Raw genomic sequence first — 26,569 nt, 5'->3', positions numbered from 1 at the left:
GCGTTCCATCAGTAAATCGTTATACCATACTCGCACCGATGAGGATGCGAAGGGGCATCCCACGGCAACACGAGGAGTTGACAGCATGCAGTTCCGTTTCATTGCTGCGGTCGGGGCCACCGCGCTCGCAGTGAGTCTGGCCGGATGTAGCACCAGCGATGCGGGAGAGGGGGCGAGCGACGACATCGAGTTGCGCATGACGATGTGGAGTTCGAACCCCGACCACCTCGCCCTGTTCGACGAGATCGCCGACGACTACATGGCCGACCACCCCGAGGTCACGAGCATCGAGTTCGAGAGCCTCACGCTCGACCAGCTCGACACTGTGCTCACGACGGGCATCACGGCGGGGGATGCCCCTGACCTGACCTGGCTGCCGGTCGAGTCGAGCGCCGAGTACATCGCCGCGGGTGCACTGCTCGACGCGGCCCCCGTGCTCGAGTCGACCGAGGGCTACGACTACGACGACCTGGTGCCCGCGCTGCAGGAGCGCTGGCGCGACGGCGACGCGCAGTACGGCGTCCCGTTCTCGACCGGCGCGCTCGTCATGTACTACAACGCCGACCTGTACGCCGACGCCGGCGTGAAGTCGCCGGCCGACCTCATCGCCGAGGGCGACTGGACGTGGGAGTCGTTCCGCGAGATCTCGAAGGAGCTCACCGACGCGACCGGCGTGCCCGGCTACGTGGTGAACGACTTCGACTTCAAGAACTGGACCCGTCTGGTGCCGCTGTTCTACGCCTACGGCGGCTCCCCGTGGAACGACGACGCGACCGCGTGCACGGCCGACAGTCCGGAGATGCAGGACGCGTTCGAGCTGTTCAACGGCATGGTCTTCGACGACGGCTCGTCGCCCGTGCCCGGGCAGCAGGTCGACTTCTGGGGCGGCCAGGCCGGTGCGACCTCGTCCTTCCTCAGCAGCAACGCGCTGCTGCAGGACGCGACCTACGAGTGGGGCATCGTGCCGATGCCGAGCGGGCCCGCCGGTGACACCCAGGCCCTGGGCCAGGCCGCCATCGCCGCGCTCGCGGCCGGCGACAACCATGAGGCCGCGCTCGACTTCCTGGCGTTCCTCACCAACGCCGAGAACGCCGCGCGCCTCGCGCAGTTCTTCCCGCCCGCGCGGGAGAGCCTGCTGACCACCGATGTGCTGGTCGGCAGCTCGACCATCCTCACGCCCGAGCTCGTGCAGCCGATCATCGACGCGACGCTCAGCTCGGGTCGCATCTTCCCCGTCGCAGAGAACAATGCGGCCGTGGCGGACGCGCTCAACTCGTCGCTCGACGAGTTCGTGTACGTGCCCGACGCCGACCTGGGCGAGGCGCTCGGCAACGTGTGCGCGGCCATCGATCCGCTGCTCTGACGATGGCACTTCGCACGACCGAGGTCGTGCCCGCGGGTGAGCACCCGCGGGCACGGCCGCCCGCCCGGCAGGCGGCCCGGCGCCCCGCGCGCGGCCGCGACCAGGGGCGCAACCTGTTCGGCTACGCGCTCCTGGCTCCCCAGATGGTCGGCTTCCTCGCCATCGGCGTGGTCGCGCTCGTCTGGGTGGTGTGGCTGAGCCTGAACCATGTCAACGTGCTCGCGGGCACGCAGGAGTTCGTGGGACTGGCCAACTACACCCGCATCCTGAGCGACCCGAACATGGCGACGGTGCTGCCGAACACCTTCTTCTTCGTGTGCGTGCTCAGCATCGCCGGCACCATCGTCGCCTTGCTGCTCGCGCTGATGCTCAACCAAGCGCTGCGCGGCATCAACATCTACCGCTCGATCATCTTCATTCCGGCGCTCGTCACGATGGTTGCGTGGAGCCTCGTCTGGAGCTTCATCGTGCAGCCCGAGGGCCTGCTCGACGCGGTGCTCGCGTTCCTCGGCCTCGACCCGCTGCCGTGGCTGCGCGGCGGCTGGCTGACCCTGTCGGTGTTCGCGTTCATCCAGCTGACGAAGAACGTCGGCATCAACGTCATGATCTTCCTGGGCGCACTGCAGGCGGTGCCGCAGGAACTGATCGAGGCGGCGCGCATCGATGGCGCGGGTCGCATGCGAGTGGTGCGCAGCGTGGTCGTCCCGCAGATCTCGCCCGCCATCCTCATGGTCTTCATGCTGATGATCGTCGGCTCGTTCAAGGTGTTCGAGGTGGTGCTCATCCTCACCGAGGGCGGGCCGGGCGTGCAGAGCTCGGTGCTCTCGTTCGAGATCTACAAGCAGGCGTTCAAGTTGAACGACGTCGGCTACGCGAGCGCGCTCTCGGTGCTGCTGTTCGCGCTGATCCTCCTCCTCACGACCGCCATCTGGCAGGTCAGGAAGCGGGTGGTGTTCCATGAGGCGGACTAACCCTCGCACCCTCGCGAGCCGCGGGCTCAGCTATCTGCTGCTGTCGGCGGTCGCGCTCGTCTCGCTCGGGCCGATCCTCTGGATGGTGAGCGCCTCGTTCAAGTCGCCGAACGAGATCCTCCGCTACCCGCCGACGATCATTCCCGAGAACTTCAAGTGGGAGAACTACCAGCAGGTCTTCGAGCTGCAGCCGTTCGCGCAGCAGTTCCTGAACTCGGTGTACATCATGGCGCTCGTCGCCGTGCTGACGATCCTGCTGTCGGTGCCCGCCGGCTACGCCCTCGCACGGGTGCGGCCGGTCGCCGCCGGGGTCATCTTCCTGGTGCTGCTCAGCGCGATGTTCATCCCGCCCGAGGCGACGATCATCCCGCTGTTCCAGATGGCGTCGACGCTCGGCTGGATCGACACGCACTACCCGCTGGTGATCTTCACGGCGGTGCTCACCACGGCCCCCATCGCGACGTTCGTCATGCGCCAGGCCTTCCTGACGCTGCCGGCCGAGTTCGAGGAGGCCGCGACGATCGACGGCGCGACCCGCCTGCGCACCATGCTGCAGATCTACTTCCCGCTCGCGCGCCCGTCGCTCGCGTCGGTCACGGTGCTGGCGTGCTGGTACAGCTGGAACCAGTTCCTCGAGCCGCTCATCTACGTGCGCTCGCCCGAGATGCTGACGGTGCCCGTCGCGCTCACCCGCTACGAAGACGCGTTCGCCGGCCCGCTGTGGGGTGTGCAGATGGCCGCGACGACGCTCTCGGTCATCCCCGTCCTGCTGGTGTTCTTCTTCGCCCAGCGCCACGTGGTCTCCGGCCTCACCGCCGGCGGCCTGAAGTCCTGAGAACCAGAGGAGCTTGAAATGAATCGGATGCAACGAGCCGCCGTGCTCCACGGAGTCCAAGACCTCCGTATCGAAGAACGTCCCATTCCTGTCCCGGCGGCGGGGGAGGTGCTCGTCAAGGTCGAGGCGACCGGTGTCTGCGGGTCCGACGTGCACTACTACCGTCACGGGCGTATCGACCGCTACGTGGTCGACGCGCCCATGGTGCTGGGCCACGAGTCGGCGGGCTCGGTGGTCGAGGTCGGTGCCGACGTCGACCCGGGGTTGGTCGGCCGGGTCGTGGCCATCGAACCGGGCATCCCCGATGGCACCTGCGCCCAGTGCCGCGCCGGCCGCTACAACCTCTGCCCGGCGGTGCGCTTCCATGCGACGCCGCCGATCGACGGCAGCCTCGCCGACTACGTGGTCGTGCCGGCGGCGTTCGCGCACCCGGCGCCCGCCGGCATGCGCGCCGAGCGCGCGGCCATGGCCGAGCCGGTGTCGGTGGGCGTCGCCGCCGCCCGCAAGGCGGGCATTGGCGTCGGGGCGCGGGTGCTCGTGATCGGCGCGGGCCCGGTCGGGCTCTTCGCCGCCCAGGTCGCGCGGGCGCAGGGCGCCGAGCAGGTGGTGGTCACCGATGTGAACGAGCGGCGGATGCAACTCGCCCGCCGCCTCCGCTTCGCAGCGCCCGCGGATGGCGAGGAGTTCGACGTCGTGCTCGAGTGCTCGGGCCACCCCGACGCGTTCGCCGCCGGCCTGCGCGCCGCCGCGCCCGCGGCCCGCGTGGTGCTCATCGGCATGGGCGCCGACGAGTACCGCCTCCCGGTCGGTCTGGTGCAGGGCCGCGAGCTCACCCTCATGGGCCAGTTCCGCTACGCGAACACGTACCCGGCGGCGCTCGGCCTCATCGCCGACGGCCGCGTCGACGTCGACAGCTGCATCAGCCACCGCTTCGAGCTCGCTGACGCCGAGGCGGCACTGACCATCGGCCAGCGCGAACCGAGCGCGAACAAGGTCGTCGTGGTGAACGTGTCGGAGGGCCTGGACCGCTAACTGGGGTGCTCGTCGAGGGCGCAATCGAGACTTTCGACTCGTCTCGCGAGCGGTCTAGTGGAGCGGGAATCTACTGAGAGCCTCTGCGGCGCGTTCTCGTCGTGTCGGCGCTCGCGGCGATACTTTGAGCGTGGGTAGACGGCCAACCAACCTCATGGCACAGATTGAGCGGGATCTTCTCGCGGAGAAGCCGCTTGAGGCGCTGCTTCGTAAGCTGATCCTGCTAGGCGGAAACGCGGGGTCCGCGGAGTTGCGTGACTGGGCAGCCGCTGAGCTTCGCGGATATCGGAACGGCGACGAGCTTCCGCACTACCGCAAGGTCAATGCGCCGATCCAAATCGATCGGGTAGTTTCTGGCGGCGTCATCAAGCACCAGACGATCTCGACGATGGATCTGCCGGACTTCGTCGACGGAGAGCTCGATGAGCTGGTTCCACTGACAATGGGAGTCCGTGAACTCCGGGCGATGATCGAGCATCCCAAGGGGGATCGGGCGGTTCAGCTGACACCGCCTGGTGCCGCACTCGTCGTGCGCTACATGAATGGAACGGGCGGCGCTAGAGGACAGATCACCGCGCTGTATTGGACGGTCAGCTCGATTTCGGTCGTAGGCGTTCTCGACCAGATTCGGACTCGACTCGCAGAACTCATCGCAGAGTTGCGCTCGTCGACTCCGCAAGGACAGATGCTTCCATCAGCTGTTCAAGCAGCTAACGCCGTGAACTTCGTCATTAACGGACACGGGAATCGAGTCAACATCGCTCAGGCTGCCGACAGCGGCACCGCAACGACCGCACCAGCGGACACGGCGCCAGGGTCCTGGACCCGCGCACGTATCGTTGGCGCAGCTGTAGTCGGGCTTGCCACGATCGTAGGTACCGGGATCGCCGCACTCCAATTGGCGCTCTGAAGCTACGGGTGCTTGCTCGCCGAGCGGGTCCGACGAAACAACGAGCATCGCCCGATCCGGTCAGGGGCTCCGGTCGTTTCGATCGGTCGCCTGCGCCTCCGCGAGTGCAATGACTGTGTCGAAGAGGTGCGGCGTCTCCCGTCGAGGACACAAGAGAGATGCGACCCGCTCGGAACGACTCGCCATGAGCGAGTCGTTCACTTGTCCCGCAGTATTTCTCGCACCTGCCGCAGGTTCTCAAGGAATGGACCGCCTTCATCCCCGATGTACGGCCACTCGTAGAGGCGCCACACCCCTCGCTGCTCCGTGAAGACCTGCGCGGCCGGTGACGGCCCCTCACCGACGAACGGCGAATCGAACTCACTCATCTGATCCAACGTGACGTCGATGGCGTAGATCGCGACGCCCGAGGCTTCCCGGAGCTCGACCCACATGTGACCGTTCGATTCGCCGGGTCGCTTGCCCGACACGAGCATCCACTCGCCGAGCCCTCGGTCACTCAACACACCTGCGATCGCCGTCGCGGCTGGCTCGCAGCAGGCGCTCGGCCACCACCCCCGTGGGAATCGCTGTTCGCCCTCCGGTATCGCGAACATCGCCGCCACCACATCATCGATGGTCGCCCGCACCGCGTCCACGTCGAGCAGACCCGCGAGCGATTGGTCCTCGCCGTCTCTCTCCATTTGTCCATAGTCGCGCAGTGCCACGTGAGAAGTGCCCAATAGCCACTCCGCGCCCATTTGCAGTGCCAGCCTGCTTCCCATCGACTACTGCAACGAGTCTGCGACTATGAAGCGAGTAGCCTCGCCACTTCTCGTTCGAGCAGGGTGTCTTACCCCTCGGCGAGTATCCCGTACAACTTCCGCCGCGCCTCCTCGAGCACCTCGACCGCCTGGTCCACCTGCTCGGGCGTGCCCGTGCGTCCGACCTGCGCCGCCGCCTGCGCCAGCTCGATGCCGGCCTTCGGCAGCTTGCCGCCGGCGCCGAAGTCGCGCCCGCTCGACGTCTTCCACGGCGGGGTTCGGTCAGCGGATGCCTCCGCCTCGACCTTCCCCGCCTCGGTGAGCGAGTACGTCTTGCGCCCGCCCGACTCCTCGGCGCTGATGAGCCCCTCGTCGGCGAGCAGCTGCAGCGTGGGGTACACCGATCCGGCGCTCGGCTTCCAGGTGCCGCCGCTGCGCTCGGCGATCTCGCTGATGATCTGGTACCCGTGCATCGGCTGCTCGGCGAGCAGCGCGAGCACCGCAGTGCGCACGTCGCCCTTGCCCATGCGCGGGCCGACCTTCTGCTCGAACATGCCGCGCAGCTGCTCCATGGCCTCCCAGAGATTCGGGCCTTGGCCTCCTCGGCCCCAGCTACCGGATGCTCCGGGGAACCCTTCGCCCGTGAATGAACCGCTCATGATCGACCTCCCGTTGTGCGGGGCCCTGGTGGGTCTCGACGATATGTCAACGATATATCGTAGAGTCCGGAGTTGCTCGAACTGCGGACGTGATCGAGTGTCCGCTGTCTGAGGCCGACAAGTTAGAGCGCGCGGCCTGCCCTATCTCGCCGTCGCGTGGGGCAGGGCCGCCGCTGGTCGCCAGCCAAGGTGAGACGCTGCGAGCACAACTGATCTGCTGTGCGCTGCAACAACCTGTGGGGTCAGCGCCGGGATGTAGTCGAGTAACTTGAGTCGTGGCGCGCGCTTCTATCCTATTGTGGGGAGACACCTCCTCACCGGGTGGTGCGTAGACGAGGGGCTCCAGTGGTCGAGAATAGGATTGCGCTAGAGGGTCTCAGCCTTGTGGTGCGCGGTGTCTTTGCGCCCTCGATCGTCTCGCCTGCGTGGTTCAAAGCTGCAGAGCTGGTCGGGGACATCGAAGTGGGCGACGCTGCTGTAGAGCTCATTGCGCGAGACATCGCGTCGTTCTCGATGGACTGGCTCGAGGTCCATGTAACACCAGACACATTCCAAGTGACGACTGCATCAGTTGAAGAGTTTCCGCGTCTTCGCGATGTGATGCTGGGTGTGCTGCGAGTGTTGGATCAGGCTCCAGTCGGCGCATTGGGTATCAATCGCTACTTTCATGCCAGCGTCGAGTCGGCGTCCGCGCTTCACCGAATCGGGGACCGCATAGTTCCCAAAGACGATTGGGCCGACCTTCTTCATTTGCCGGGGACGCGAAGCGCCACGCTATGGGGTGTTCGAACTGACGGATACGGGGGCCGAGTTCAACTTCAGATAGAGCCTTCGTTCAAGGTTGAGCAGGCAGTTTTCGTCGCTGTCAATGACCACTTTGATTTGACCTTGGTCCCTTCCCATCCTGCGAGCCGCGAGGAGGCTCTGGCTGGCAATGGGCCAAGGGATCCAGACGTAGAGCCAACTTTGGACAAGCGTCACATCGCCATGAGGGTGCTTACTGGTGAATGGGCCGCATCTCTCGGTAGGGCCGGCGACGTCTTGACCACCGTCCTTCAATTCCAGGAGAAGCAATGAGCTCAACGGCAGTGGAACAGACGACGCAATACTCAACGATCCCCAGCCATGACGAGTCGACATTGATCGAGCGCCGACTGAAGCAGGTGGTCGAGCGCGGTGCCAATACTCGGCACGCTGGCGACTCTCGTGTGGGCTCACAACCACCCAGTAGTGCTGCAACAGACATCACGGCAGATACCCAACTTGCGAAAGCCTACAGAGCTGTTCTCTCGGAGTCGCCTCGCGGGATCACCGTCCGGCCAACCGAGTATCGAGTAGCTGGACTGCAGTCCTGGACGGCGATCGTTGTTGATACAGAGGATGATGTCGTGACTGTGGAACTCCGGTCCGACGACCAGGACATCGAACCTGTAATGGCTGATTTCCTGCAGTCACAGATTGGTGACGAGGTCGTCCCGGGAGACGTGCTTTACGTGACGGTCCGGACAGTAGGTAGAGCGCGTGGCTTGCCCAGCCGAACCAGTTCCGTTCGCCTTCGGCGTCTGGGGAGGTGGACTGAGGCGGAGGTTCGAAGCCAGCAAGAGCGGGCAGATGCGTTGGCTGCGTCTCTTGAGGGGCTCATCGATTAATGGCAGCTCTGGGGGGAACGGGTCCCGAACCGGACGAGATTGAGGTTTCTCTCTTCGGGCCAGGGAAGGGCGAGGCGGTCCTAGTCCACGTTGGTGCCGGGGAGTGGATCACGGTTGACTCCTGCATAGAGCAAAGAACACAACGTCATCCTGTCCTTGACTATCTCGAATCCATTGAGGTCGATGTCGCTACGCAGGTGAAGCTGGTCGTGGGGACCCACGCCCATGACGATCACATCGCAGGAATTGGGCGGCTCTACGCCGAAGCTGCCGAAGCTCAGTACTTGTCGTCCGCCGCATTCACGGGGAGAGAGTTCTTTGCTGCAGTGAAGACTGACGAGGACATTGAGGCTCAGGTTGGTTCATCCGTTCGCGACGAGATCAGAGGAGTGATGGAAGAGGTCGCGTCCAGAGGGCGCTTTCCCGACGGTCGAGCGCCCTGGCTTGAGGCTGTTCAGCAACGAACCGTCTGGCAACGGCGTAGCTCCGCGGGCGCCGCCGACGTCGACGTGGTAGCTCTCTCGCCCTCCGACATAGCGGTCGCAAAGGCAAGGGCAAACGTTGCCGCAGGAGCGGGCTCCGTGCAGGAACGGAAGCGGCTATCGGCAGGTGATCCCAACGAATACTCGGTGGCTCTTTGGCTAGAGGTTGGTGACATTCGAGTTCTTCTTGGCGCCGACCTGACGATTGGGCCCGTCGGGTCTGGCTGGCAAGCCGTTGCTGACTCCCACCAGCCGAACGGGAAGGCGTCCTTGTTCAAAGTGCCTCACCATGGGTCACCCAACGCGCACCATGAAGCCACTTGGGACGACCTGCTCACCGAATCTGTGACGTCAGTAGTAGCCCCCTTCCGGCTTGGAGTGAATCCAAGGCCGAATGAAGAGGACGTAGCGCGCATAGTCGCGCGGTCGGATCGGGCGTTTGCTACGGCGAAGACCAAGTCTCCTGTCCCGTCGAAGGAGACGAAGCGCACGCGGGCCGCGCTGGCGGAGGTCGCACAGAACGTCAGAGAGGCCTACGGGAAAGTTGGTCAGGTCCGGGCGCGCAAGAGGTCCGGTGAGGGCCGGTGGCGCGTTGAGTTGCTTGCGCCGGCCCATGAGCTGCCGCTGGCCTAAGGTCCGTCTGCCACCACTGGGCGCCCTCGACAGGGTTGACTCGAGCAAGGAATACCTGTCCCGACGCTGCGTTGAACTTGAGTACACCACACTCAAGTTTGCACAGGAGGACCCCAGGTGCCCAACGACTTCAACCCCGAGACCGGCGGCAACTCGTTCGATGAGTTCCTCGCCCGGTACCTCGCGGGCGAGCAGGCGCGGCAGGCACGGTCGATCGACCTCAGCCGCTTCCTGACCGCGCGCACGCAGGGCATTCTGCAGCGCGCCGGACGCTTCGCGCTCGGGCGCGGGCAGACCGAGCTCGACGCGCTGCACGTGCTGCGCGTCATCGTCGACGATGAGACCGTCGCGCAGGCGATCGGGCGCGTCGGCGTCGACCCCGAGACCATCGTCAGGGCGACCGAGGCGCGGCTGCCCGCGGCATCCGTCACCGCCGACGTCGACGCGGCCAACATCACCCAGTCCGCGCAGCGGGCGCTGTTCCACGCCTACCAGGTGGCGCGCTCCAACGGATCGACCTACATCGAGCCCGAGCACCTCTTCTTCGCGCTCGTCATCAACACGGATGCCCCCGCGGGCCAGGTGCTCGCGCGCGCCGGTGTCACGGCCGAGGCGCTCACCCAGGGCGTGCGCGAGACGGTCGCGCCCGACGGGCAGCCGACTGCGGAGGGCGGCAGCTCAGAGGCATCCGCCACCCCCACCCTCGACAGGTTCGGCACCGACCTGACGGCGCTCGCGCTCGACGGCGGGCTCGACCCGGTCATCGGGCGAGCGAACGAGATCGAGCAGACCGTCGAGATCCTCAGCCGCCGCACGAAGAACAACCCCGTGCTGATCGGCGAGGCGGGCGTCGGCAAGACCGCGATCGTCGAGGGGCTCGCCCAGGCGATCGTCGCGGGCGACGTGCCCGAGCAGCTGCTCGGCAAGCGCGTCGTCGCCGTCGACCTGCCCGCCATGGTCGCCGGCACGCGCTACCGCGGCGACTTCGAGGAGCGGCTCACGAAGCTCATGGAGGAGATCGCGTCGCAGAAGGGCGAGCTCATCGTCTTCATCGACGAGGTGCACACCGTCGTCGGCGCCGGCGGCCCCGGTGACGGCAGCGGCATGGATGCGGGCAACATCCTGAAGCCCCGCCTCGCGCGCGGCGACCTGCACCTCATCGGCGCCACCACGCTCAGCGAGTACCGCACCATCGAGAAGGACCACGCGCTCGAGCGGCGGTTCCAGCCGGTGCGCGTCGGCGAGCCGTCTGTGGAGGACGCGATCCTCATTCTCCAGGGGCTGAAGCCCGCGTACGAGGAGCACCACGGCGTCGAGTACACGGATGCCGCGCTGCGCGCAGCCGTCGAACTCGGCCACCGCTACCTCACCGATCGTGTGCTGCCCGACAAGGCCATCGACCTGATCGACCAGGCCGGCGCGCGGCTGCGGCTGCGCCTCGGCGCGAAGGTCGACGTATCGGCGCTGGTCTCGCGGCTCGGCGAGCTCGAGGCCGACAAGAACCACGCCGTGCAGGCCGAGGACTACGAGGCCGCCTCGCGGATTCGCGACGAGATCGGCCGCGTGCAGGGCCGGCTCGACGAGGTGACGTCGGGGGAGGCATCCGCTCGCCGTGCCTCTGGCGACGCCGTCATCGACGAGCCCGAGATCGCGGCGGTCGTGTCGCGCGCCACGGGCATCCCGATCAGTCGCCTCACCGAGGGCGAGCGCGAGCGCCTCGCCGGCCTCGAGGCCGAGCTGCACTCCCGCGTGATCGGGCAGGACGACGCGGTCGCCGCCGTGGCCCGCTCGGTGCGCCGCAACCGCACCGGCATGGGCGACGCGGGCCGGCCCGTCGGCTCGTTCCTCTTCCTCGGACCGACCGGCGTCGGCAAGACCGAGCTGGCGCGCGCCCTCGCGGCCTCGCTGTTCGACGACGAGGGCGCCATCGTGCGCTTCGACATGTCGGAGTTCGGCGAGCGCCACACCGTGTCGCGCCTGGTCGGCGCCCCTCCCGGCTACGTCGGCTACGACGAGGCCGGCCAGCTCACCGAGCGCGTGCGCCGCAACCCCTACTCGATCGTGCTGTTCGACGAGATCGAGAAGGCGCACCCCGACGTGTTCAACCTGCTGCTGCAGGTGCTCGACGACGGCCGCCTCACCGACGGCCAGGGCCGCGTCGTGGACTTCCGCAACACCGTGGTCATCATGACCTCGAACCTCGGGTCGGAGTTCCTCGCCTCGCGCTCGGGCGCGCTGGGCTTCGTGGCGTCGACGGATGCCTCTGGGTTCGCGTCGTCCTCTGATGTGAGCGCCCGCGTGATGTCGAAGCTGCGCGAGGCCATGCGCCCCGAGTTCCTGAACCGCATCGATGAGATCGTGCTGTTCCAGAAGCTGTCGTCTGACGAGATCGCGGCGATCGTGGGTCTAATGCTCGAGGCGACGCGTGCGCGGCTCGGCGCGCGCGGGGTCGGGTTCGAGGTGACGGATGCTGCGGTGTCGTGGCTCGCTGCGCACGGGTACGAGCCGGAATACGGCGCCCGTCCGCTGCGCCGCCTCATCCAGCGCGAGGTCGACGACCGCATCGCCGACCTGTTCGTCGCGGGCTCCGTGTCCGACGGCGACGGCGCCGTGCGCGTCGACGCCCGCGACGACGCGCTCGTGGTGTCGCCCGCGCCCGCCGCGCCGCTCGCCGCGGCGGCGTAGCGCCCGCGCGCCTCTCCCACCCACCGAGTACGCAAAGTGCGGGTATCCCTGACGGATACCCGCACTTCGCGTACTCCGTCGCGCGGACGTCGCCCCGCGGCATCCGCTCGCCCCCTGTCGCCCCCACCGAGTACGCAAAGTGCGGAAACCCTGCGCGGGTTTCCGCACTTCGCGTACTCCGTCGCGCGTTGGGGTGGCCGCCGTCGACTACCGAGTACGCAAAGTGCCGGTATCGACCGCGGATACCGGCACTTTCCGTACTCTCACGCCCAGCTCATACGCCGCTGGTGCGCATTCAGTGGTCACGAGCGCTCATGGCCACCATGTGCGCACCAGCGCCGAATGGTTCGCGCTACTGCCGGTGCGCGAATAGTGGTTCTGAGCATCGGTGGCCTCGGTTTGCGCGCCAGCAGGGCGCCAACTCGCTTCGCTCGGGGGCGAGAGTGGACTGCCCGAGCGAGCCCGCCGTCGGGGGTGGGCGGCACTCCGGGGGCCGTGTGACGTGAATTGGGGGCATCCGTCATCGGACCGCGCGCCCGAGGATGGCTCCATGGGGGATGGGCGTGTGCTGCTGCCGATTCCGGATCGCCCGCAGTACTTCGCGCTGGTCGATCCGGCGGGCTCGAACTCGCGACTCGTGGTGTTCGTGCACGGGTTCAACGGGAAGCCGGTCGGGACCTGGCGTCGGTTCGACGACGGGTCCGGGGCCGGTGCGTGGTGGTCCGAGTCCGACGCGGTCTTCATCGGGTACGACTCGCTCCGTCGCGAGGTGGGGAGCGTCGCCGACGAGGTGCTCGCGTTCGTGCGCGCTGCCATGCTGGCGGGTCCGCTCCCGGGCATCGCGTCGAGCTATCGCGAGCTGGTCCTGGTCGGCCATTCGCTCGGCGGGGTCGTCGTGCGCAGCGCGGTGCAGCTCGCGCTGCGGGAACGACGGATGCAGCACGTGGCCGTGGGCGCAGGAGACGACGCCGTGCTGGACGCGCGGGTCGTGCTCTTCTCACCGGCGACGTCCGGGTTCGGACCGAAGGGGCTCCTCGGTCTCGCCCGCGCGACGAGCATCTGGCTCGCGGTGAATCCGTTGCTCAAGATGTCGCCGGCGTTCCACGACCTCAATCGGGACACCGTGCGCCTCGACGACCTGCGGCACGAGACCGAAGCCGCGGCCCGGAGCCATCCGGGCCTTCGGGCGCTCCGCCCCGACGTGCTCTGGGCGGACCCCGACCATGTCGTGTACACCGATCAGTACTCGACCGACCCTCCGCCACGGTGGGCGCGTCGCCGTTCCCACTCCAACGTCTGCAAGCCCGCGCCCGGCAGGTACGAGACGCCCTGGCGCTTCGTCGAGAGTGGAACGGCACGGTGATGGACCCGCGGTCGTTGCACGACACCCTCCGCGCATCGTTCTTCAGCTGGAGCGGGGCGGACTCCGCGCCGGACCCGGCCGTGCTCGCCGACATGCCGCGCGCTGCAATGGAGTCCGGCCACGGACCGGCGACCCCGCGGTCACTGATGCTCGCCGCGGAGTGGTCCATGTGGGTGCTGCTCGGCACGCAACTCGGAATCCTCGACGGGCTGTACGAACCCGAGGGGATGACCCTGGAGTTCGGCGCAGTGCTCGAACCGCTCGTCGAGCGCGCTCGTGCGCAGCAGCCCGCACGACCGATCGAGTCCGAGGACGACTTCTTCGTCGCGCTCTCCGAGGCGTTCGAGGACCTGACTCCCGACCGGCTCGCGTTCGTGGACACGATGATCCGGTCGTCGATCCTCGAGCGCGACGAACGGACGCGGGCGATCCTCGGGTCGGTCGTGCGGTCCTCGCAGGCTGACGACCCTGTCGTCGCTGCCGAACATGCGGAGGAGGTGGCGTGGGCGTTCGGAGGGCGCGGTTCGGCGCTCGGTGAATGGGACTCTCCTGCGCTGTGGCGTTCGAACGCGGCGGTCGACCCGGACGCGATGACGAACCTGCACGCGGCGATGGCAATCGCGGCGATGGCCGCGGGTCCGGAGTACTACGCGGCGGCCGGGCTGGAGGACGACTCGATCTCGGACTGGCTGTTCGCCACGCAGATGGACGATGAGGGCGTCGGCGACGATGCGGACGTGGTGGATCGCGCAGCTGACGAGGACGAGGAGCCACCGAATCTGACGTGGTGACGTCGGTTCCACCTGGCGGCGGCGATGCGCACGCGAGTGCGGACTCTACCGTCCGAAATGAGGATTCGTCAAGTCGGCACATCTGCCGACTGCGGCGCGCGGGCGTGCGGGGCTATCGTGTGCCGCATCCCGAGCACGCTCCTGGTGCCCGAAACGACGAAGTTCACGACAAGGAGCAGACGATGCCTGGAAACACCGACCCGAGGAACCCCGGCTCGACCGTGTTCTCCCGCCCGCTCGAGGTGCCGGCGGTCGAGGAGCGCATCCGGAAGCGCGTCGAGGGCGCCGTCCGGAGTCAGCTCGGCCTGTCCGGTCCGAGCCCGGCCGACCTGAAGATGGCGGTCGAGCAGGCGTCGAAGGCCGCCGCGCAGAGCGCGGTCGAGATCACCGTCGCGAAGCTCGCCGACGACGCCGCCCGCGAGAGCGGCCGCGCCGGCGTGCTCGACCGCTTCAAGGACAAGCTGCAGTTCGCCGCCGACGGCATGAAGGTCATCGACGACTCCGACCAGGTCTCCGATGTGCTCAAGAAGCGCGCGAACCTCATGGCGAAGAAGCGCGCCGCGCTCGAGGAGGCCGGGTTCAGCCCCGACGAGGCGTTCCAGATCCTCCTCGCGGACATCAACGCCCGGGGCTGATCGTGGGGTGGGGGCCGCTCGGCGATTTCGTCGAGGCCGCCGGCGATCTCGTCGATGACGCGGTCGACCTCGGTGAGGACCTCGTCGACGCGGCGGGCGATGTGGTCGACGACATCGGCGACTTCCTCGACGACGTCGGCGACGAACTGGGCGACGTCATCGACGCGATCGGCGACCTCGCGGAGGACGCGATCGACGCGCTCGAGGAGCAGCTCGGCGACGCGTGGGACCAGGCGGAGCGCTGGGTCGAGGATGCCGGTGACGCCATCGAGTCGGCATGGGAGTCGACGGCGGGTGCCGTCGAGGACGCCTGGAACGAGATCGGCGAGCTCGTCGACGACATCGCGGATGCCGCCGAGGGCATCGCCTCATCGGCGTGGGACGCGATCGAGGGTGCCGCGGAGGCCGCGTGGGAGGCGTTCACCGACGCCATCGACGCGGCCTGGGACGCCGCCGTCGCGGCGACGATGACCGTCGCCGACTGGGCGGTGCAGGCGTACGAGGAGTCGCTCGAGGTGATCGCGTCGACGATCGAGTGGCTGGGCGAGCTCGGCGAGTCGGCCTGGGAGTACATCGTGAAGCTCGGCGGATGCCTCGGAGGGCTGGTCATCTACCGGCTCGCCAAGGCCGGCAACGTGCTCGCGAACTTCGGCAGGACCGCGCGCCTGCTGCCGAGCGAGTTCGTCCGGGACATGGCCCCGATCTTCGGCGGCACCTCGTTCGCGGGGGTCTGGTACATCGACGACGCGAGCCTCAGTTCGAACTGGTACCAGAAGGGCACGCCGGTGGACGGCATGACGTTCGCGGGAGCGACCATCGCGGGCGTGACCCTGAACAACGTCGTCTACGTGCGCGATCCGTGGGAGGTCGTCGAGGACATCGCCCGCAAGCTCATGGCGCACGAACTCGTCCACGTCGTGCAGTACCGCAGACTCAAGACGGAGGCGGCGTTCGCCTGTGCATACGGCATCGGCTATGCGGAGGCCGGGTTCGACTACCGGGGGAATCCGTTCGAGGTCGAGGCGTACGACTTCGCCGACGCCAACGAGCAGGAGATCGTGGGCTAGGTTTCGTGGCGGGCCGTCCCGCGCAGCTCCGCGTCGTCGAGCTGGAGCCCGCGGAAGGTGGACCCGTGGAACACCAGCGGGCGGGACTCGGGGTCGGCGCCGAGGCCGTGCACGCGCAGGAGCGCCAGCGTGTGGTCGCCCGCGGGCAGCTCGTCGTGCAGCGCACACTCGAACCAGACCGGCGCCCCTGCGATGAACCGCGCCGACGAGCCGGTGTGGCGCAGCGGCACGCCGGTGAAGCGCTCGGCGCGGTCGCGGCCGGCGATGCGCCGTGCGAGGTCGCCCTGGTGCTGCGCCAGCACCGAGACGCCGATGCGACGGGCGCCGCGTAGCACGGGCCAGGTCGACGACGTGCGCTGCACGGCGCACGAGACGAGCGGCGGGTCGATCGAGACGCCGACGGTGAAGGCGGATGCCACGAGCCCGTGCATCACGCCTTCGACCTCGGCGATCATGGCGACCACGCCCGAGGGGAAGTACGAGAACGTCCTGCGGAGCTCCGCCGGGTCGTCCTCGTAGACCGGCAGGTCCGCAAGCGAGACCGCCCCTCCCGAATCCTCCCCGCTCATGCGCCGATCGCGCTGGAGCCGGCCCAGAGGTTGATGCCCATATCGACCGCGTGCTCGTCGATCGCGGCGAGCTCCGACTCGGTGAGGGGCGGGGCCTCGAGCGCGGCGAGGTTGGTGCGGAGTTGCTCGACGCTCGACGCGCCGATCAGCGCCGACGTGACCCGCCGGTCGCGCAGCACCCAGCTCAGCGCGAGCTGGGCGAGGCTCTGGCCGCGGTCGGCGGCGATGTCGCGCAGGGCGCGGAGACGGGTGCGGGTCTCGTCGTCGAGCGGTGTCGAGGACATCGAGCCCGGGGCCGACGCGCGCGACCCCTCGGGCACGCCCTCGAGGTACCGCTCGGTGAGCAGCCCCTGGGCGAGGGGCGAGAAGGCGATGCATCCGACGCCCAGGTCGTCGAGGGTGTCGAGGAGGCCGCCCTCGACCCAGCGGTTCACCATCGAGTACGACGGCTGGTGGATGAGCAGCGGCGTGCCGAGCTCGCCCAGGATGCGGGCGGCCTCGCGCGTGCGCTCGGGGGAGTACGACGAGATGCCCGCGTAGAGCGCCCTGCCGGACTGCACCGCCGTGTGGAGCGCGCCCATCGTCTCCTCGAGCGGGGTGTCGGGGTCGGCGCGGTGCGAGTAGAAGATGTCGACGTAGTCGACGCCCATGCGCGCCAGCGACTGGTCGAGCGAGGCGAGCAGGTACTTGCGCGAGCCGTGGTCGCCGTAGGGGCCCGGCCACATGTCGTAGCCGGCCTTCGTCGAGATGACGAGCTCGTCGCGGTAGGGGCGGAGGTCGGTGGCGAGGATGCGCCCGAAGTTCTCCTCGGCGGAGCCGTACGGCGGGCCGTAGTTGTTCGCGAGGTCGAAGTGCGTGACGCCTGCGTCGAACGCGGTGCGCACGATGTCGCGCTGCAGCTCGAACGGGCGCGTGTTGCCGAAGTTCTGCCACAGGCCGAGCGAGATCTCGGGCAGCAGGAGGCCGCTGCGCCCGGTGCGGCGGTAGCGTGCGCCGTCGTAGCGGTCCTCGTCGGCGGCGTAGGTGGTCGGGAAGGCGGGGGCCATCAGCGGTCTCCTTCGGTGGTGTGGCGTGCGGCGGCTGCGGGATGCGTCGCGGGCAGGCGCGGCGACCCGAACAGCCGCTCGCGGAACGGCATCGGCGGGGCGGCCGGTGCGAGCGCATCGCGGGCGCGCAGCGCCGGGACCACCTCGTCCACGAACTCACGATACGACCCCGGGCTCACGAACGGCGTGAAGTTGAACCCGTCCACGTCGGTCTCCTCCACGAGGTCGACCATCTGCTGGGCGATGTCGTCGCCCGTGCCGAGCAGGATGAACTCGCGCATGCCGCGCCGGGCGAAGTCCTCGAAGGCCTCCGCCGCCGAGCGGCCGTTGTAGCGCGCCACCTGCGTGCGGCTCTGCTCCGTCGACAGCGACGACACCTCGGTGTCGGGCTCGAGGGCGGCCAGGTCGATGCCGGTCATCTGCGCGAAGTACACGCGCATCGCGTCGCGGTCGACGTAGGAGAGGTAGTCGTCCAGCCTGGCCGAGGCATCCGCCCGGTCCTGCCCCACCACGGCGGAGAGACCCACGACGGTGCGGATGTCACGGGCATCGCGCCCCGCCTCCACGGCGAGGCGGCGGATGGTCGCGACCTGCTCGCGCAGGCTCGACGCGTCGCGGCCCTGCAGGAAGACGACCTCCGCGTTGCGGGCGGCGAACTCCATGCCCGCCTTCGACGCGCCCGCCTGGAACACGACCGGCGTGCGCTGCGGCGACGGCTCCGAGTTGAAGTAGCCCGACGACCGGAAATAACGCCCGTCGTGATGCACGGGGTGCACCTTCGAGGCATCCGCATACCGCCGGGCAGCTTTGTCGCGCAGCACCGAGCCGTCCTCCCACGACCCCTCGAACAGGGCGTAGGAGAGCTGGAGGTACTCCTCGGCCATCGCGTAGCGCTCGTCGTGCGGCACCAGCCGGTCGCGGCCGAAGAGGTCCTTCACCACGGTGGCGGTCGTGGTGACCACGTTCCAGGCGATGCGGCCGCGGGTGACGTGGTCGAGCGTCGCGAACCGGCGGGCGTTCGCGTACGGCTCCTCGTAGGTCGTCGAGCTCGTCACGGCGAACGACAGCCGCTCGGTCGCCGTCGCGAGCGCGGGCACGAGCAGCATCGGGTCGTTCTTCGGAATCTCGGTGCCCTGCTCGAAGGCCACGTCGGGCGTCTCGCCGTCGATCGACGGGTAGCCGTACGAGTCGGCGAAGAAGAGGAAGTCGAAGCCGCCGCGATCGAGGAGGTGCGCGACCTCGATCCAGTAGTCGATGTCGGTGTACCGGAACGACTGGTGTTCCGGGTGGGCCCAGAGGCCCTGGCTGGTCAGGTTGACGCCGTTGATCTCGAAGGCGCCGAGGACGATGTGCTTCACGATGCTCCTGGGGTCGGTCCGCTGGTGGGCGGGTACGGATGCTGCGGGGCGACCAGCCCCGATCAGCCCGGAGCCGCCGTGAACCAGGCCTGGAGCGAGCGCTCGTAGAGGGTGCGGGTCTCGTCGTTCATGCCGCCGACGAGGGTGCCGTTGCCGGCGATCTCGGCGAGGCGCGCGTCGTCGAAGCCCCAGCGCTCGCGCGCGATGGCGTACTGGTCGACGACGCCGCGGCCGAACCAGAGGGCGTCGTCGGCGTTCAGCGTGATCGGCACGCCCGCCTCGACGAGGGCGACGGCCGGATGCTCCTCGAGCGACGCCGCGACGCCGAGGGCGACGTTCGAGACCGGGCAGACGTCGAGCACGATGCGCTCCTCGGCGAGCCGGGCGACGAGGTCGGGGTCGCCGACGGCGAGCACGCCGTGCGAGATGCGGGTCGCGCCCAGCACGTCGAGCGCCTCGCGCACGCTGTCGGGCCCGCCGGTCTGGCCGGCGTGCGCCACGACCTGGAGGCCCGCGTCCGTGGCGCGGCGGGCGTGGCGCGCGAACCGGTGCAGCCCTGCGGGTTCCTCGAACCCGGCGGTGCCGAACGCCGTCACCCCGTCGGACGCGTGGCGCACGGCGACGTCGGTGAGGGCATCCGCGAGCTCCTCGTCCTGGTCCGTGTTCACGGTGAGGTTGGCGCCGACGCGGATGCCACGGGCATCCGCCTCCGACCGCAGGGCGTCGAGCATCGTGCGGGTGACGGTCTCGAGGTCGCCGAGGCGGGGTGCGTACAGCTGTGGCTCGATCGCGGGCTCGAGGTAGCGCACGCCGGCGCCCGCCTCGGCGCGAACCAGCGCGCGGCAGAGCTCGGCGAGGTCGTCGAGGTCGGCGACGAGGTCGGGCACGGTGCCGTATGCGTCGAAGAACTCCCAGACCGTGTCGAACGACTCCGGCACCTGGAACGGCACGCCCGCCCGTCGCGCGAGCGCGGCGACGGCATCGCGCGGGTACGACCCGTCGAGGTGCACGTGCACGTGCACCTTCGGCAGCGCCCGCAGGTCGCGCGCCCCGGTCACGAGCGCCACCGCTCGGCCACCGATCGCTCCAGCCGCGACGCGGCCGCGTACGCGGCCACCGACAGCACGATCGCGACGACCACGGCCGCCCACGAGCCGGCCGTGTCGAGCACCACGCGGCGCTCGCTGAAGACCCGGCCGAGGCCGCCCTGGCCCATCAGCCACTCGGCGCTGATCGCGATGAGGATCGCCATCGCCGACGACAGGCGCAGCGCGATCATGAGCGACGGCACCGATGCAGGCAGCGCGAGCCGGCGCAGGCGCACCAGCGTGCCCGCGCCGTAGACACGGAACAGGTCGTCGCTGCCCGGCGGCCGGGCGTTAAGACCGCTGAGCGCGAGCACGTACACCGGGAAGAAGGCCATGAGCACGGTGGAGGCGAACACGGTCTCGACGCCGTAGCCGAGCACGCTGCCCACGATCGGGATGAAGACCACGATCGGGACGGTCGGGATCAGCAGCGCGAGTGGGGCGAGCATCGCGCCGAGCCACGGGGCGAGGGTCGCGAGCACGGCGAGGCCCAGCCCTACGAGCGCGCCCGCGAGCAGGCCGCCGATCGCGGAGAGCACGGTGAGGCCGGCCGCGGCGAGGTAGGCGCCGATGTCGGCGGCGAGCGCCACGGCGACGTCGGCCGGGGGCGGCGCGACGATGAGCGGCACCTCGTCGACCACGATCCACAGCTGCCAGGCGAGCACGAGCGCGGCGGGCACCGCGACGGCGAGCACCAGCCCGCGCACGCGGCCGATGGGGGCGAGGGCGGATGCCGCCTGGCCGGGCCTGCTGAACCGGGCGACCGCCGCTCGTTCGAGCAGGCCGCCGATCGCGTACACGGTGGCCGAGATCAGCACGGCGACGAGGGCGGCGGCCCAGAGCAGGCCGTACTGGAGGTTGCGCATCGACGAGACCATGAGCACCCCGAGGCCGCGGTCGGCGCCGAACCACTCGCCGAGGATGGCGCCGAGGAGCGCCGCGGGCACCGCGAGGCGGAACGCGTCGGCGACGAGCGGCAGGCCCGTCGGGGCATCCAGTCGCCAGAACCGCGCCCAGCGCCGCGTGCGGTAGACGTCGAACAGGTCGCGGCTGGAGCGCGACGCCGAGCGGAACCCGTCGCCGGCGGTGATGACGGTGCTGAACAGCACGGACAGCGCGGCGAAGATCTCGGGGATGAACGGGCGCGCGTCGAGGCTCATCAGCACCGGGCCGAGGGCGACCACGGGGATGGCGTTGATCAGCACCGCGGTGCGCACGACCGTCGACGCCGAGCCGGGGATCCACGCGGTGATCGCCGCCAGGAGCAGGCCGATGCCGAACCCGATCAGGCCGCCGACGAGTGCGCGCGTGCCGGTGGCCGAGGCCGCGCGGGCGAGGATGTCGCCGTGCTCGCCGATCGCGGCGAGCACCTCGGAGAGCGGAGGGATGGAGCGGCCGAGCAGTCCCAGGCGGCCGAGCACCTCCCACGCGAACAGGAGCACCGCGACGCCCGCGGCACCCAGCAGGAGCTCCCGCAGCCGGGAGCGGCGAGCGGCGCTCATGCGGCGGTGCCGCCGGCGACCTCGGCGTCGTCGAGCGCCTCGGTGAGCTCCGCGGCGAGGGCGAGGAATGCGGGATCGGCCATGACCGCCTTCGTGCGGTGGCGACCGAACGGCACGGCGACCTCGCGCTTCACGCGACCCGGGCGACCCGACATGACGATGACGCGGTCGGCGAGGAAGAGCGCCTCCTCGACCGAGTGGGTCACGAGCAGCGTGGTCGAGCGCTGGGCGTCGAGGATGCGGGCGAGCTCGACGTTGAGGCGGTGGCGCGTGACGGCGTCGAGCGCGCCGAACGGCTCGTCGAGCAGCAATACGTGGGGCGAGAGCACGAGCGAACGGGCGATCGAGACCCGCTGGCGCATGCCGCCGGAGAGCTGCGCGGGTCGGTGGTTCGCGAAGCCGTCGAGGCCGACGAGCCGCAGCAGGTCGTCGACGTGGTCGCGATCGACGGAGCGACCGACCAGGGAGAACGGCAGTTCGACGTTCTTCCGCACGGACAGCCAGGGGAGGAGCGCGTTGTCCTGGAAGGCGACGGCGAGGCCGCCGGTCGCGCCGAGCTCCGCGGGCGTGGTGCCGCCGATCGAGGCCTCGCCGGCGTCGGCCTGCTCGAGCCCGGCCCCGATGCGCAGGGCGGTCGACTTGCCGCATCCCGAGGGCCCGAGCACGGCGACGAACTCGCCCTCGTCGATGTGGAGGGTGAAGCCGTCGAGTGCGTGGACGGCGCCGGGGCCCGACCCGTAGGTCTTGTGGATGTCGTCCAGGTGGATGCCTGCGGTGCTCATGGTGGTGCTCCAGGATTGCCGTCGGGGAGGGGACTCGCGTCACCCTCCCCGACGGGGTCGTCCGATCAGTCTGCGTCGAGGACCGAGGTGTCGAACGTCTCCGCGACGTCGGGCAGGTCGGTGCGGCCCGACGCGGTGAGCGTGTCGTACACCGGGCCCGAGATGCGGTCGGTGTCGAGGGCGAACAGCCCCGCGGCATCCGTCACCTCGTTCTGGGTGAGTGGGATCATCGCCTCCAGGGCGGCGAGCTCCGCTGCGGCGTCGAGGCCGAGGTCGGCCCCGTACTCGCTCAGGGTGAGGTCGATCGCGGCCTCCGGGTCGGCGATCGCGTCGTCCCAGCCGAGCACCGAGGCCGACATGAAGCCGACGACCGCGTCGCGGTGCTCGTCGAGGAACTCGCGGGTGGTGACGATGAGGCCGGCGTAGTCGTCGTAGCCGAGGTCGGCGAACGTGATCGTGTTCACGTCGGTGCCCTCGAGCTCGTAGGTCACCGGCTGGCTGGTGATGTAGGCGTAGTACGCGTCGATCTGGTCCTCGAAGAGCGGGGCGGCGTCCCAGCCCACGCGCACGGTCTCCCAGTCGGGCTCGAGGCCGTTGACGGTGAAGAGCGTGTCGATGTCGGCCGATCCGGCCTCGTCGGTGCCGATGCGCAGGCCCGTGAGGTCGTCGATGCCGGTGATCTCGAGGTCGGGGAGCGTCATGAGGCCCGCGGGGGAGGTCTGGTACAGGGCGCCGACGACCACGAGGTCCGCACCCGTGCCGATCGCGTCGACCAGGCGAGCCATGTTCGAGACGATCCCGATCTCCGCGGCGCCGCCGGCGATGACGGCGGCCGTCGAGCCGACGTCGCCGCCGTCGAGGAACTCCACCTCGAGGTTCTCGTCGGCGTAGTAGCCGGCGTCGTCGGCCTCGAAGAAGCCGGCGAACTGGTTGTTCTTGACCCAGTCGAGCTGGAAGCTGATCGAGGTCGTCTCCTCGGCGCCGGAGTCGCTCGTGTCGGCGTCGGCCGACGAGCAGGCGGTGAGGGCGACGGCGAGACCGGCGGCGGTCAGTCCGCCGAGCAGGCGGCGGGTGCGCGTGGAGCTGAGCATCAGGGGGGACTCCTCGGGTGCGGGGCTGTGTGCAGGGGACGAGTGGGTTGACTGTAGGTCGGCGCTCGGCGGCGCTGCCAATTGATGCTGCCTTTGAGGTCATTCGATGATTGAATAACCGCACGGTTCCGGGCCTGAACGCGCTCGGCGCCGTAACACTCCGCCCGAGAATTCACCGCCCGGAAACACACGGGGAGCCGATGGACCTGAAGCAGCTGCAGCGCTTCGTCGCGGTCGCGCACGCGCGCAGCTTCACGCTCGCCGCCGACGAGCTCGAGATGTCGCAGCCGGCCCTGAGTCAGAGCATCGCCTCGCTGGAGCGGGAACTGGGTCGCACGCTGCTGGAGCGGAACAAGAAGGTGCCGGGTGCCGGGGTGCAGCTCACGCCCGCGGGGGCGACGCTGTTGGCGGATGCCGTCGAGATCCTCGCCGCGGTCGAGCGCGCCGCGTCGCGCGTGCGGCGTGCCGCCGACGGGGCGCGCACCCAGTCGGTGGTCATCGGGTTCTCGCCGGGCACGCCCCGGCGCTTCGTGGACGCTGCGCTCGCGCCCGCGGGGGCATCCGACACCCTGAACACGGTGGCGCTGCAACTCGAGTGGGGCCTGGAGCAGGATGCGCTCGAGCGCGGCGTGGCCGACCTGGCGCTGCTGCAGTACCCATCGGGCGCGCGACTGCAGGGGTACGACCTCACGGCCCTCGGCACGTTCGCGACGGTCGCGCTGCTGCCCGCGTCGCACCGGCTCGCCGGGCGGTCGTCGATCACGCTTCGCGAACTCGGCGGCGAGCCCATCCTCGACCCCGGGTTCGAGACCGGGCCACCCGGGTTCCGAGCCTTCTGGCTCGGCCTGCCGCGGCCGGCCGACGCGCCGCTCGGCGAGATCGTCGGGCCGCCCAACCGCACGATCGAGGAGATGTACTCGTTCGTGGCGGCCGGCCGGGGGATGGCCCTCACGTCGGCGATCGTCCCGCTGCAGTACCAGCGCAACGACGTGGTGGCCGTCGAGGTGTCGGACCTGCCGCCGGTCGAGGTCGGGCTGGCCAAGCGGGCCGACGACCGGCGGGAGTTCGTGGCCCGGCTGCTCGCGGCGATCGTCGCCGACCCGCGCGTCGCGGACGACGCCTGACCCCGCCCGCACTTGCACGCCCGGCGGCCCGAGGAGGATCATTCCCCTAGGGGCGGATCATGCAACGGATCGCGGAATCGGCCTCGGGGCCGAGCGTGCAGTCGATCGTCGCGCTGCTCATCGACTGGGCCGGGCAGGCGCTGGTCGTCGCCGCGGTGCTGACCGTGCTCGCGCGGATTCTGGTGTACCTGCCGCTCTACCGCGACTACCGCACGCCGAGCGGGCGGCCCGCGATCACCCGCTCGGTCGGCTTCCTCATCATCCTCATCGCCGCCTTCGTCGCGTCGGGTGCGTTCAACGTCGACGACTGGTTCCCCGAGTTCGCGCCGGACGTGGACTTCGGCGGCTTCGCCGTGCTCGCCGTCGCGGTCGGGCTGGTGGGGTCGGCGATCCTCTCGATCGGGTTCGCGAGCTTCCCCGTCGTCGACGCGAAGGTGCTCGCGCCCAACGGCGGGTCGAACGAGGCCTGGGCGATCGAGGTGCTCGACCAGATCAGCAGCACGCATCGCGAGGGGTCGTCGCAGGCGAAGGTCCGGGCGCGGAGCAATCGCACCGACCTCGGCGACGTCATCAAGGTCGCCGACCGCAGCGGGAGCGGCATGACGGCGCTCGTGGCGTGGCTGCTGCAGCTCTTCCTCAACAGCGCGCCGTGGCTCGTGCAGGTGACGATCCTCGACGGCATGAACGCCACCGCCACGCTGCGGCGCAACAACCACGTCGTCGAGGAGGCGCAGCTGCAGCTGCACGTCGGCGACGCCGGCGAGGACCACCATCGCAAGCTGCTGATCATGGCCTCGAGCTTCGCCGCCATGGGCATCGCCTCCCGCTACTCCGACATCACGGGGTTCTACGGAGTGGAGCGGTGGCAGTCCGCGGCCTACGCGAACCTCGCCATGCAGACCACCGACGACGAGCGGATCGCGTACATCGAGGCCGCCCTCATCGACGACCCGTCGAACCTCCTCGCCGAGTACGAGGAACTCATCGACACCGTCGACGATCCGACCAACGATGTGGCCCTGTCCGAGCTCATGGAGCGACTCGAGCCGATGATCGTGGTCGCGTCGAACCTGTGGGGCGAGGGCCTGATGGACCTCGTGGTCAGTCCCTCCCAGTGGCACTTCGCGCTCGCCGACCGCGTCGAGGCCCACCGCGAAGCGGAGCCCGATGCGGCCATGGAGCCGCCGCTGCTCATGCTGCGGCTCATGGACTGGTATCTCGGCGCGGCGGGCAACTGGCTCGCGTGGCAGACCGTTGCGGGCGGGCCGCCCGACGACGAGGAGGACGACGAGGTCGCGCTCCGACGCCTCAACGTGGCTCTCGTGCTCACGACGTTCGCCGGGCTCCTGGTTCGGGACGACGTGCTGCGGCGGATTCGCGATGGTGAAGAGGTCGACAGGCTGCGGATGCGCGCAGCGCTCTCCGATCGGGTGCTCGGCGCGTGGGCCCAGCCGCACCACGGGGACGAGTTGCAGGAGCGCCTCGGGGAGTGGTTCGACCTCGCGCTCGGCACCACGAACCCGGACGTGCGGTTCCTGCTCGCGTGCACGTACTGCCACGAAGCGCTGCGCACCGATGACCAGGCGGAGCGCGCCGAACTGGTCGAGGCGGTCGTCTCGTGCGTCGCCTACGCCAGGTTCAGCAGGTTCTACCGCGACTGGGCCTTCCAGGACCCGGAGCTGAGGCTGCTCGGCAGCGAGCCCGAGTTGCGTGAACGCGCGCTCTCGGACATCGCGAGTGCCTGGGAGATCCAGCGGTTCTCCGCGGTGAGCACGGTCTTCCCCCCACAGGCGCTCGCAGACCCCGCCTGGATCGACGCCCGCGCGATCGCGGCGATCGACGTCGGCGCCCACGACGACCTCGGCGAGCTGTGGCGCGTCGCGGACGGCGCGGAGATCCTCCGCGCGGCGCGGAGCGTGGGCGCACCCGACCTCGACGAGCGTGCGGTGCTGCGGGCGGTGCGGCACCTCCTCGATGACGCGGGGCACGACCTGATCTCGTTCGCGATCACCGGTGAGCACGGCCGGCAGGAGCTCGTCGACGGCGTCGCCGCGGCGGTGTTCTGGGTGCCCGACGACGACGAACGAGCGAAGGCGGCGGCATTCGTGGACCGGCTGCTGCAGCAGGTCGCGAACGTGACCTCGAATGGGGAGTCCGAAGCGGGCTGACGGCGGGTCGTGGGCGGCTGGTG

Annotated in this window: 23 protein-coding genes; 14 read left to right on the top strand and 9 right to left on the bottom strand. The window is 69.3% G+C overall.

The window, feature by feature from the left end:
• Positions 1 to 196: 196 nt before the first annotated feature.
• The 5 genes from QMG39_RS03400 (at position 197) to QMG39_RS03380 (ending at position 5,111) form a co-directional block, all read left to right on the top strand.
• Positions 197 to 1,363 (top strand): ABC transporter substrate-binding protein, encoded by a 1,167-nt coding sequence (locus QMG39_RS03400; RefSeq protein ID WP_281882434.1) that lies wholly within the window; start codon positions 197 to 199, stop codon positions 1,361 to 1,363.
• 2 nt (positions 1,364 to 1,365) lie between these two features.
• Positions 1,366 to 2,334 (top strand): carbohydrate ABC transporter permease, encoded by a 969-nt coding sequence (locus QMG39_RS03395; protein WP_281882433.1) that lies wholly within the window; start codon positions 1,366 to 1,368, stop codon positions 2,332 to 2,334.
• Positions 2,321 to 3,169, top strand: coding sequence for a carbohydrate ABC transporter permease (locus QMG39_RS03390; RefSeq protein ID WP_281882432.1), 849 nt, complete (start codon positions 2,321 to 2,323; stop codon positions 3,167 to 3,169). The genes QMG39_RS03395 and QMG39_RS03390 overlap by 14 nt, the downstream gene beginning before the upstream one ends.
• A gap of 108 nt (positions 3,170 to 3,277) precedes the next feature.
• Positions 3,278 to 4,201, top strand: coding sequence for an alcohol dehydrogenase catalytic domain-containing protein (locus tag QMG39_RS03385; RefSeq protein ID WP_281882431.1), 924 nt, complete (start codon positions 3,278 to 3,280; stop codon positions 4,199 to 4,201).
• A gap of 154 nt (positions 4,202 to 4,355) precedes the next feature.
• On the top strand, positions 4,356 to 5,111 hold the full coding sequence (locus QMG39_RS03380) for an AbiTii domain-containing protein (protein ID WP_281882430.1): 756 nt from the start codon (positions 4,356 to 4,358) through the stop codon (positions 5,109 to 5,111).
• A gap of 197 nt (positions 5,112 to 5,308) precedes the next feature.
• On the opposite strand, the gene QMG39_RS03375 is transcribed toward QMG39_RS03380, so the two are convergent.
• Both QMG39_RS03375 and QMG39_RS03370 read right to left on the bottom strand, forming a co-directional pair.
• Entirely contained in the window at positions 5,309 to 5,818 is a 510-nt protein-coding gene (locus QMG39_RS03375) for a hypothetical protein (protein ID WP_281882429.1), read from the bottom strand.
• Between the two features lie 125 nt (positions 5,819 to 5,943).
• Positions 5,944 to 6,513 carry a PadR family transcriptional regulator gene (locus QMG39_RS03370; protein ID WP_281882428.1) on the bottom strand — a complete coding sequence of 190 codons (570 nt, stop codon included), beginning with the start codon at positions 6,511 to 6,513 and terminating at the stop codon, positions 5,944 to 5,946.
• Between the two features lie 345 nt (positions 6,514 to 6,858).
• Between QMG39_RS03370 and QMG39_RS03365 the strand changes: the two genes are divergently transcribed.
• The 7 genes from QMG39_RS03365 to QMG39_RS03335 all read left to right on the top strand — a co-directional run bounded on the left by QMG39_RS03365 (position 6,859) and on the right by QMG39_RS03335 (position 15,818).
• Positions 6,859 to 7,590: a hypothetical protein gene (locus QMG39_RS03365; RefSeq protein ID WP_281882427.1), complete on the top strand. Its 732-nt coding sequence runs from the start codon at positions 6,859 to 6,861 to the stop codon at positions 7,588 to 7,590.
• A gap of 571 nt (positions 7,591 to 8,161) precedes the next feature.
• Complete coding sequence (locus tag QMG39_RS03360) at positions 8,162 to 9,277, top strand: ComEC/Rec2 family competence protein (RefSeq protein ID WP_281882425.1); 1,116 nt, start codon at positions 8,162 to 8,164, stop codon at positions 9,275 to 9,277.
• Positions 9,278 to 9,394: 117 nt separating this feature from the next.
• Positions 9,395 to 11,962, top strand: coding sequence for an ATP-dependent Clp protease ATP-binding subunit (locus QMG39_RS03355; RefSeq protein WP_281882424.1), 2,568 nt, complete (start codon positions 9,395 to 9,397; stop codon positions 11,960 to 11,962).
• 550 nt (positions 11,963 to 12,512) lie between these two features.
• Positions 12,513 to 13,325 carry an esterase/lipase family protein gene (locus QMG39_RS03350; RefSeq protein WP_281882423.1) on the top strand — a complete coding sequence of 271 codons (813 nt, stop codon included), beginning with the start codon at positions 12,513 to 12,515 and terminating at the stop codon, positions 13,323 to 13,325.
• Positions 13,229 to 14,116: a hypothetical protein gene (locus QMG39_RS03345; protein ID WP_281882422.1), complete on the top strand. Its 888-nt coding sequence runs from the start codon at positions 13,229 to 13,231 to the stop codon at positions 14,114 to 14,116. Before QMG39_RS03350 ends, QMG39_RS03345 begins: the two co-directional genes overlap by 97 nt.
• Positions 14,117 to 14,298: 182 nt before the next feature.
• Positions 14,299 to 14,751 (top strand): hypothetical protein, encoded by a 453-nt coding sequence (locus QMG39_RS03340; RefSeq protein WP_281882421.1) that lies wholly within the window; start codon positions 14,299 to 14,301, stop codon positions 14,749 to 14,751.
• Between the two features lie 2 nt (positions 14,752 to 14,753).
• Positions 14,754 to 15,818, top strand: coding sequence for a hypothetical protein (locus QMG39_RS03335; RefSeq protein ID WP_281882420.1), 1,065 nt, complete (start codon positions 14,754 to 14,756; stop codon positions 15,816 to 15,818).
• On the opposite strand, the gene QMG39_RS03330 is transcribed toward QMG39_RS03335, so the two are convergent.
• The 7 genes from QMG39_RS03330 to QMG39_RS03300 form a co-directional block, all read right to left on the bottom strand.
• A complete protein-coding gene (locus QMG39_RS03330) occupies positions 15,815 to 16,387 on the bottom strand; it encodes a flavin reductase family protein (RefSeq protein ID WP_281882419.1) in 573 nt (190 codons plus the stop codon). The two genes, QMG39_RS03335 and QMG39_RS03330, sit on opposite strands and share 4 nt — an antisense overlap.
• The gene (gene mgrA, locus QMG39_RS03325; protein WP_281882418.1) at positions 16,384 to 17,433 is read right to left on the bottom strand and encodes an L-glyceraldehyde 3-phosphate reductase; all 1,050 of its coding nucleotides are present in this window, start codon (positions 17,431 to 17,433) and stop codon (positions 16,384 to 16,386) included. Before mgrA ends, QMG39_RS03330 begins: the two co-directional genes overlap by 4 nt.
• Complete coding sequence (locus QMG39_RS03320; protein WP_281882417.1) at positions 17,433 to 18,791, bottom strand: NtaA/DmoA family FMN-dependent monooxygenase; 1,359 nt, start codon at positions 18,789 to 18,791, stop codon at positions 17,433 to 17,435. Before QMG39_RS03320 ends, mgrA begins: the two co-directional genes overlap by 1 nt.
• Before the next feature lie 62 nt (positions 18,792 to 18,853).
• Entirely contained in the window at positions 18,854 to 19,858 is a 1,005-nt protein-coding gene (add, locus tag QMG39_RS03315) for an adenosine deaminase (RefSeq protein WP_281882416.1), read from the bottom strand.
• Complete coding sequence (locus QMG39_RS03310) at positions 19,846 to 21,381, bottom strand: ABC transporter permease (protein ID WP_281882414.1); 1,536 nt, start codon at positions 21,379 to 21,381, stop codon at positions 19,846 to 19,848. The genes add and QMG39_RS03310 overlap by 13 nt, the downstream gene beginning before the upstream one ends.
• Positions 21,378 to 22,163, bottom strand: coding sequence for an ABC transporter ATP-binding protein (locus tag QMG39_RS03305; RefSeq protein ID WP_281882413.1), 786 nt, complete (start codon positions 22,161 to 22,163; stop codon positions 21,378 to 21,380). The genes QMG39_RS03310 and QMG39_RS03305 overlap by 4 nt, the downstream gene beginning before the upstream one ends.
• A gap of 65 nt (positions 22,164 to 22,228) precedes the next feature.
• Entirely contained in the window at positions 22,229 to 23,254 is a 1,026-nt protein-coding gene (locus QMG39_RS03300) for an ABC transporter substrate-binding protein (protein ID WP_281882412.1), read from the bottom strand.
• Between the two features lie 200 nt (positions 23,255 to 23,454).
• Between QMG39_RS03300 and QMG39_RS03295 the strand changes: the two genes are divergently transcribed.
• Together QMG39_RS03295 and QMG39_RS03290 are read left to right on the top strand one after the other, a co-directional pair.
• Positions 23,455 to 24,378, top strand: coding sequence for a LysR family transcriptional regulator (locus QMG39_RS03295; protein ID WP_281882411.1), 924 nt, complete (start codon positions 23,455 to 23,457; stop codon positions 24,376 to 24,378).
• A 59-nt stretch (positions 24,379 to 24,437) separates the two neighbouring features.
• Complete coding sequence (locus QMG39_RS03290; RefSeq protein ID WP_281882410.1) at positions 24,438 to 26,546, top strand: hypothetical protein; 2,109 nt, start codon at positions 24,438 to 24,440, stop codon at positions 26,544 to 26,546.
• Positions 26,547 to 26,569 lie beyond the last annotated feature (23 nt).

Source organism: Agromyces rhizosphaerae (assembly GCF_027925245.1).
Taxonomy (GTDB): domain Bacteria; phylum Actinomycetota; class Actinomycetes; order Actinomycetales; family Microbacteriaceae; genus Agromyces; species Agromyces rhizosphaerae.
This window is presented reverse-complemented; position numbering and strand designations above follow the sequence as displayed.

Bases quoted from the DNA above. Each gene is read 5' to 3' on its own strand.
- QMG39_RS03340 (WP_281882421.1), top strand. From the start codon at position 14,299: ATGCCTGGAAACACCGACCCGAGGAACCCCGGCTCGACCGTGTTCTCC.
- QMG39_RS03380 (WP_281882430.1), top strand. From the start codon at position 4,356: ATGGCACAGATTGAGCGGGATCTTCTCGCGGAGAAGCCGCTTGAGGCG.
- QMG39_RS03290 (WP_281882410.1), top strand. From the start codon at position 24,438: ATGCAACGGATCGCGGAATCGGCCTCGGGGCCGAGCGTGCAGTCGATC.
- QMG39_RS03390 (WP_281882432.1), top strand. From the start codon at position 2,321: ATGAGGCGGACTAACCCTCGCACCCTCGCGAGCCGCGGGCTCAGCTAT.
- QMG39_RS03330 (WP_281882419.1), bottom strand. From the start codon at position 16,387: ATGAGCGGGGAGGATTCGGGAGGGGCGGTCTCGCTTGCGGACCTGCCG.
- QMG39_RS03395 (WP_281882433.1), top strand. From the start codon at position 1,366: ATGGCACTTCGCACGACCGAGGTCGTGCCCGCGGGTGAGCACCCGCGG.
- QMG39_RS03300 (WP_281882412.1), bottom strand. From the start codon at position 23,254: ATGCTCAGCTCCACGCGCACCCGCCGCCTGCTCGGCGGACTGACCGCC.
- QMG39_RS03400 (WP_281882434.1), top strand. From the start codon at position 197: ATGACGATGTGGAGTTCGAACCCCGACCACCTCGCCCTGTTCGACGAG.
- QMG39_RS03310 (WP_281882414.1), bottom strand. From the start codon at position 21,381: ATGAGCGCCGCTCGCCGCTCCCGGCTGCGGGAGCTCCTGCTGGGTGCC.
- QMG39_RS03350 (WP_281882423.1), top strand. From the start codon at position 12,513: ATGGGGGATGGGCGTGTGCTGCTGCCGATTCCGGATCGCCCGCAGTAC.
- QMG39_RS03305 (WP_281882413.1), bottom strand. From the start codon at position 22,163: ATGAGCACCGCAGGCATCCACCTGGACGACATCCACAAGACCTACGGG.
- QMG39_RS03295 (WP_281882411.1), top strand. From the start codon at position 23,455: ATGGACCTGAAGCAGCTGCAGCGCTTCGTCGCGGTCGCGCACGCGCGC.
- QMG39_RS03360 (WP_281882425.1), top strand. From the start codon at position 8,162: ATGGCAGCTCTGGGGGGAACGGGTCCCGAACCGGACGAGATTGAGGTT.
- mgrA (WP_281882418.1), bottom strand. From the start codon at position 17,433: ATGGCCCCCGCCTTCCCGACCACCTACGCCGCCGACGAGGACCGCTAC.
- QMG39_RS03370 (WP_281882428.1), bottom strand. From the start codon at position 6,513: ATGAGCGGTTCATTCACGGGCGAAGGGTTCCCCGGAGCATCCGGTAGC.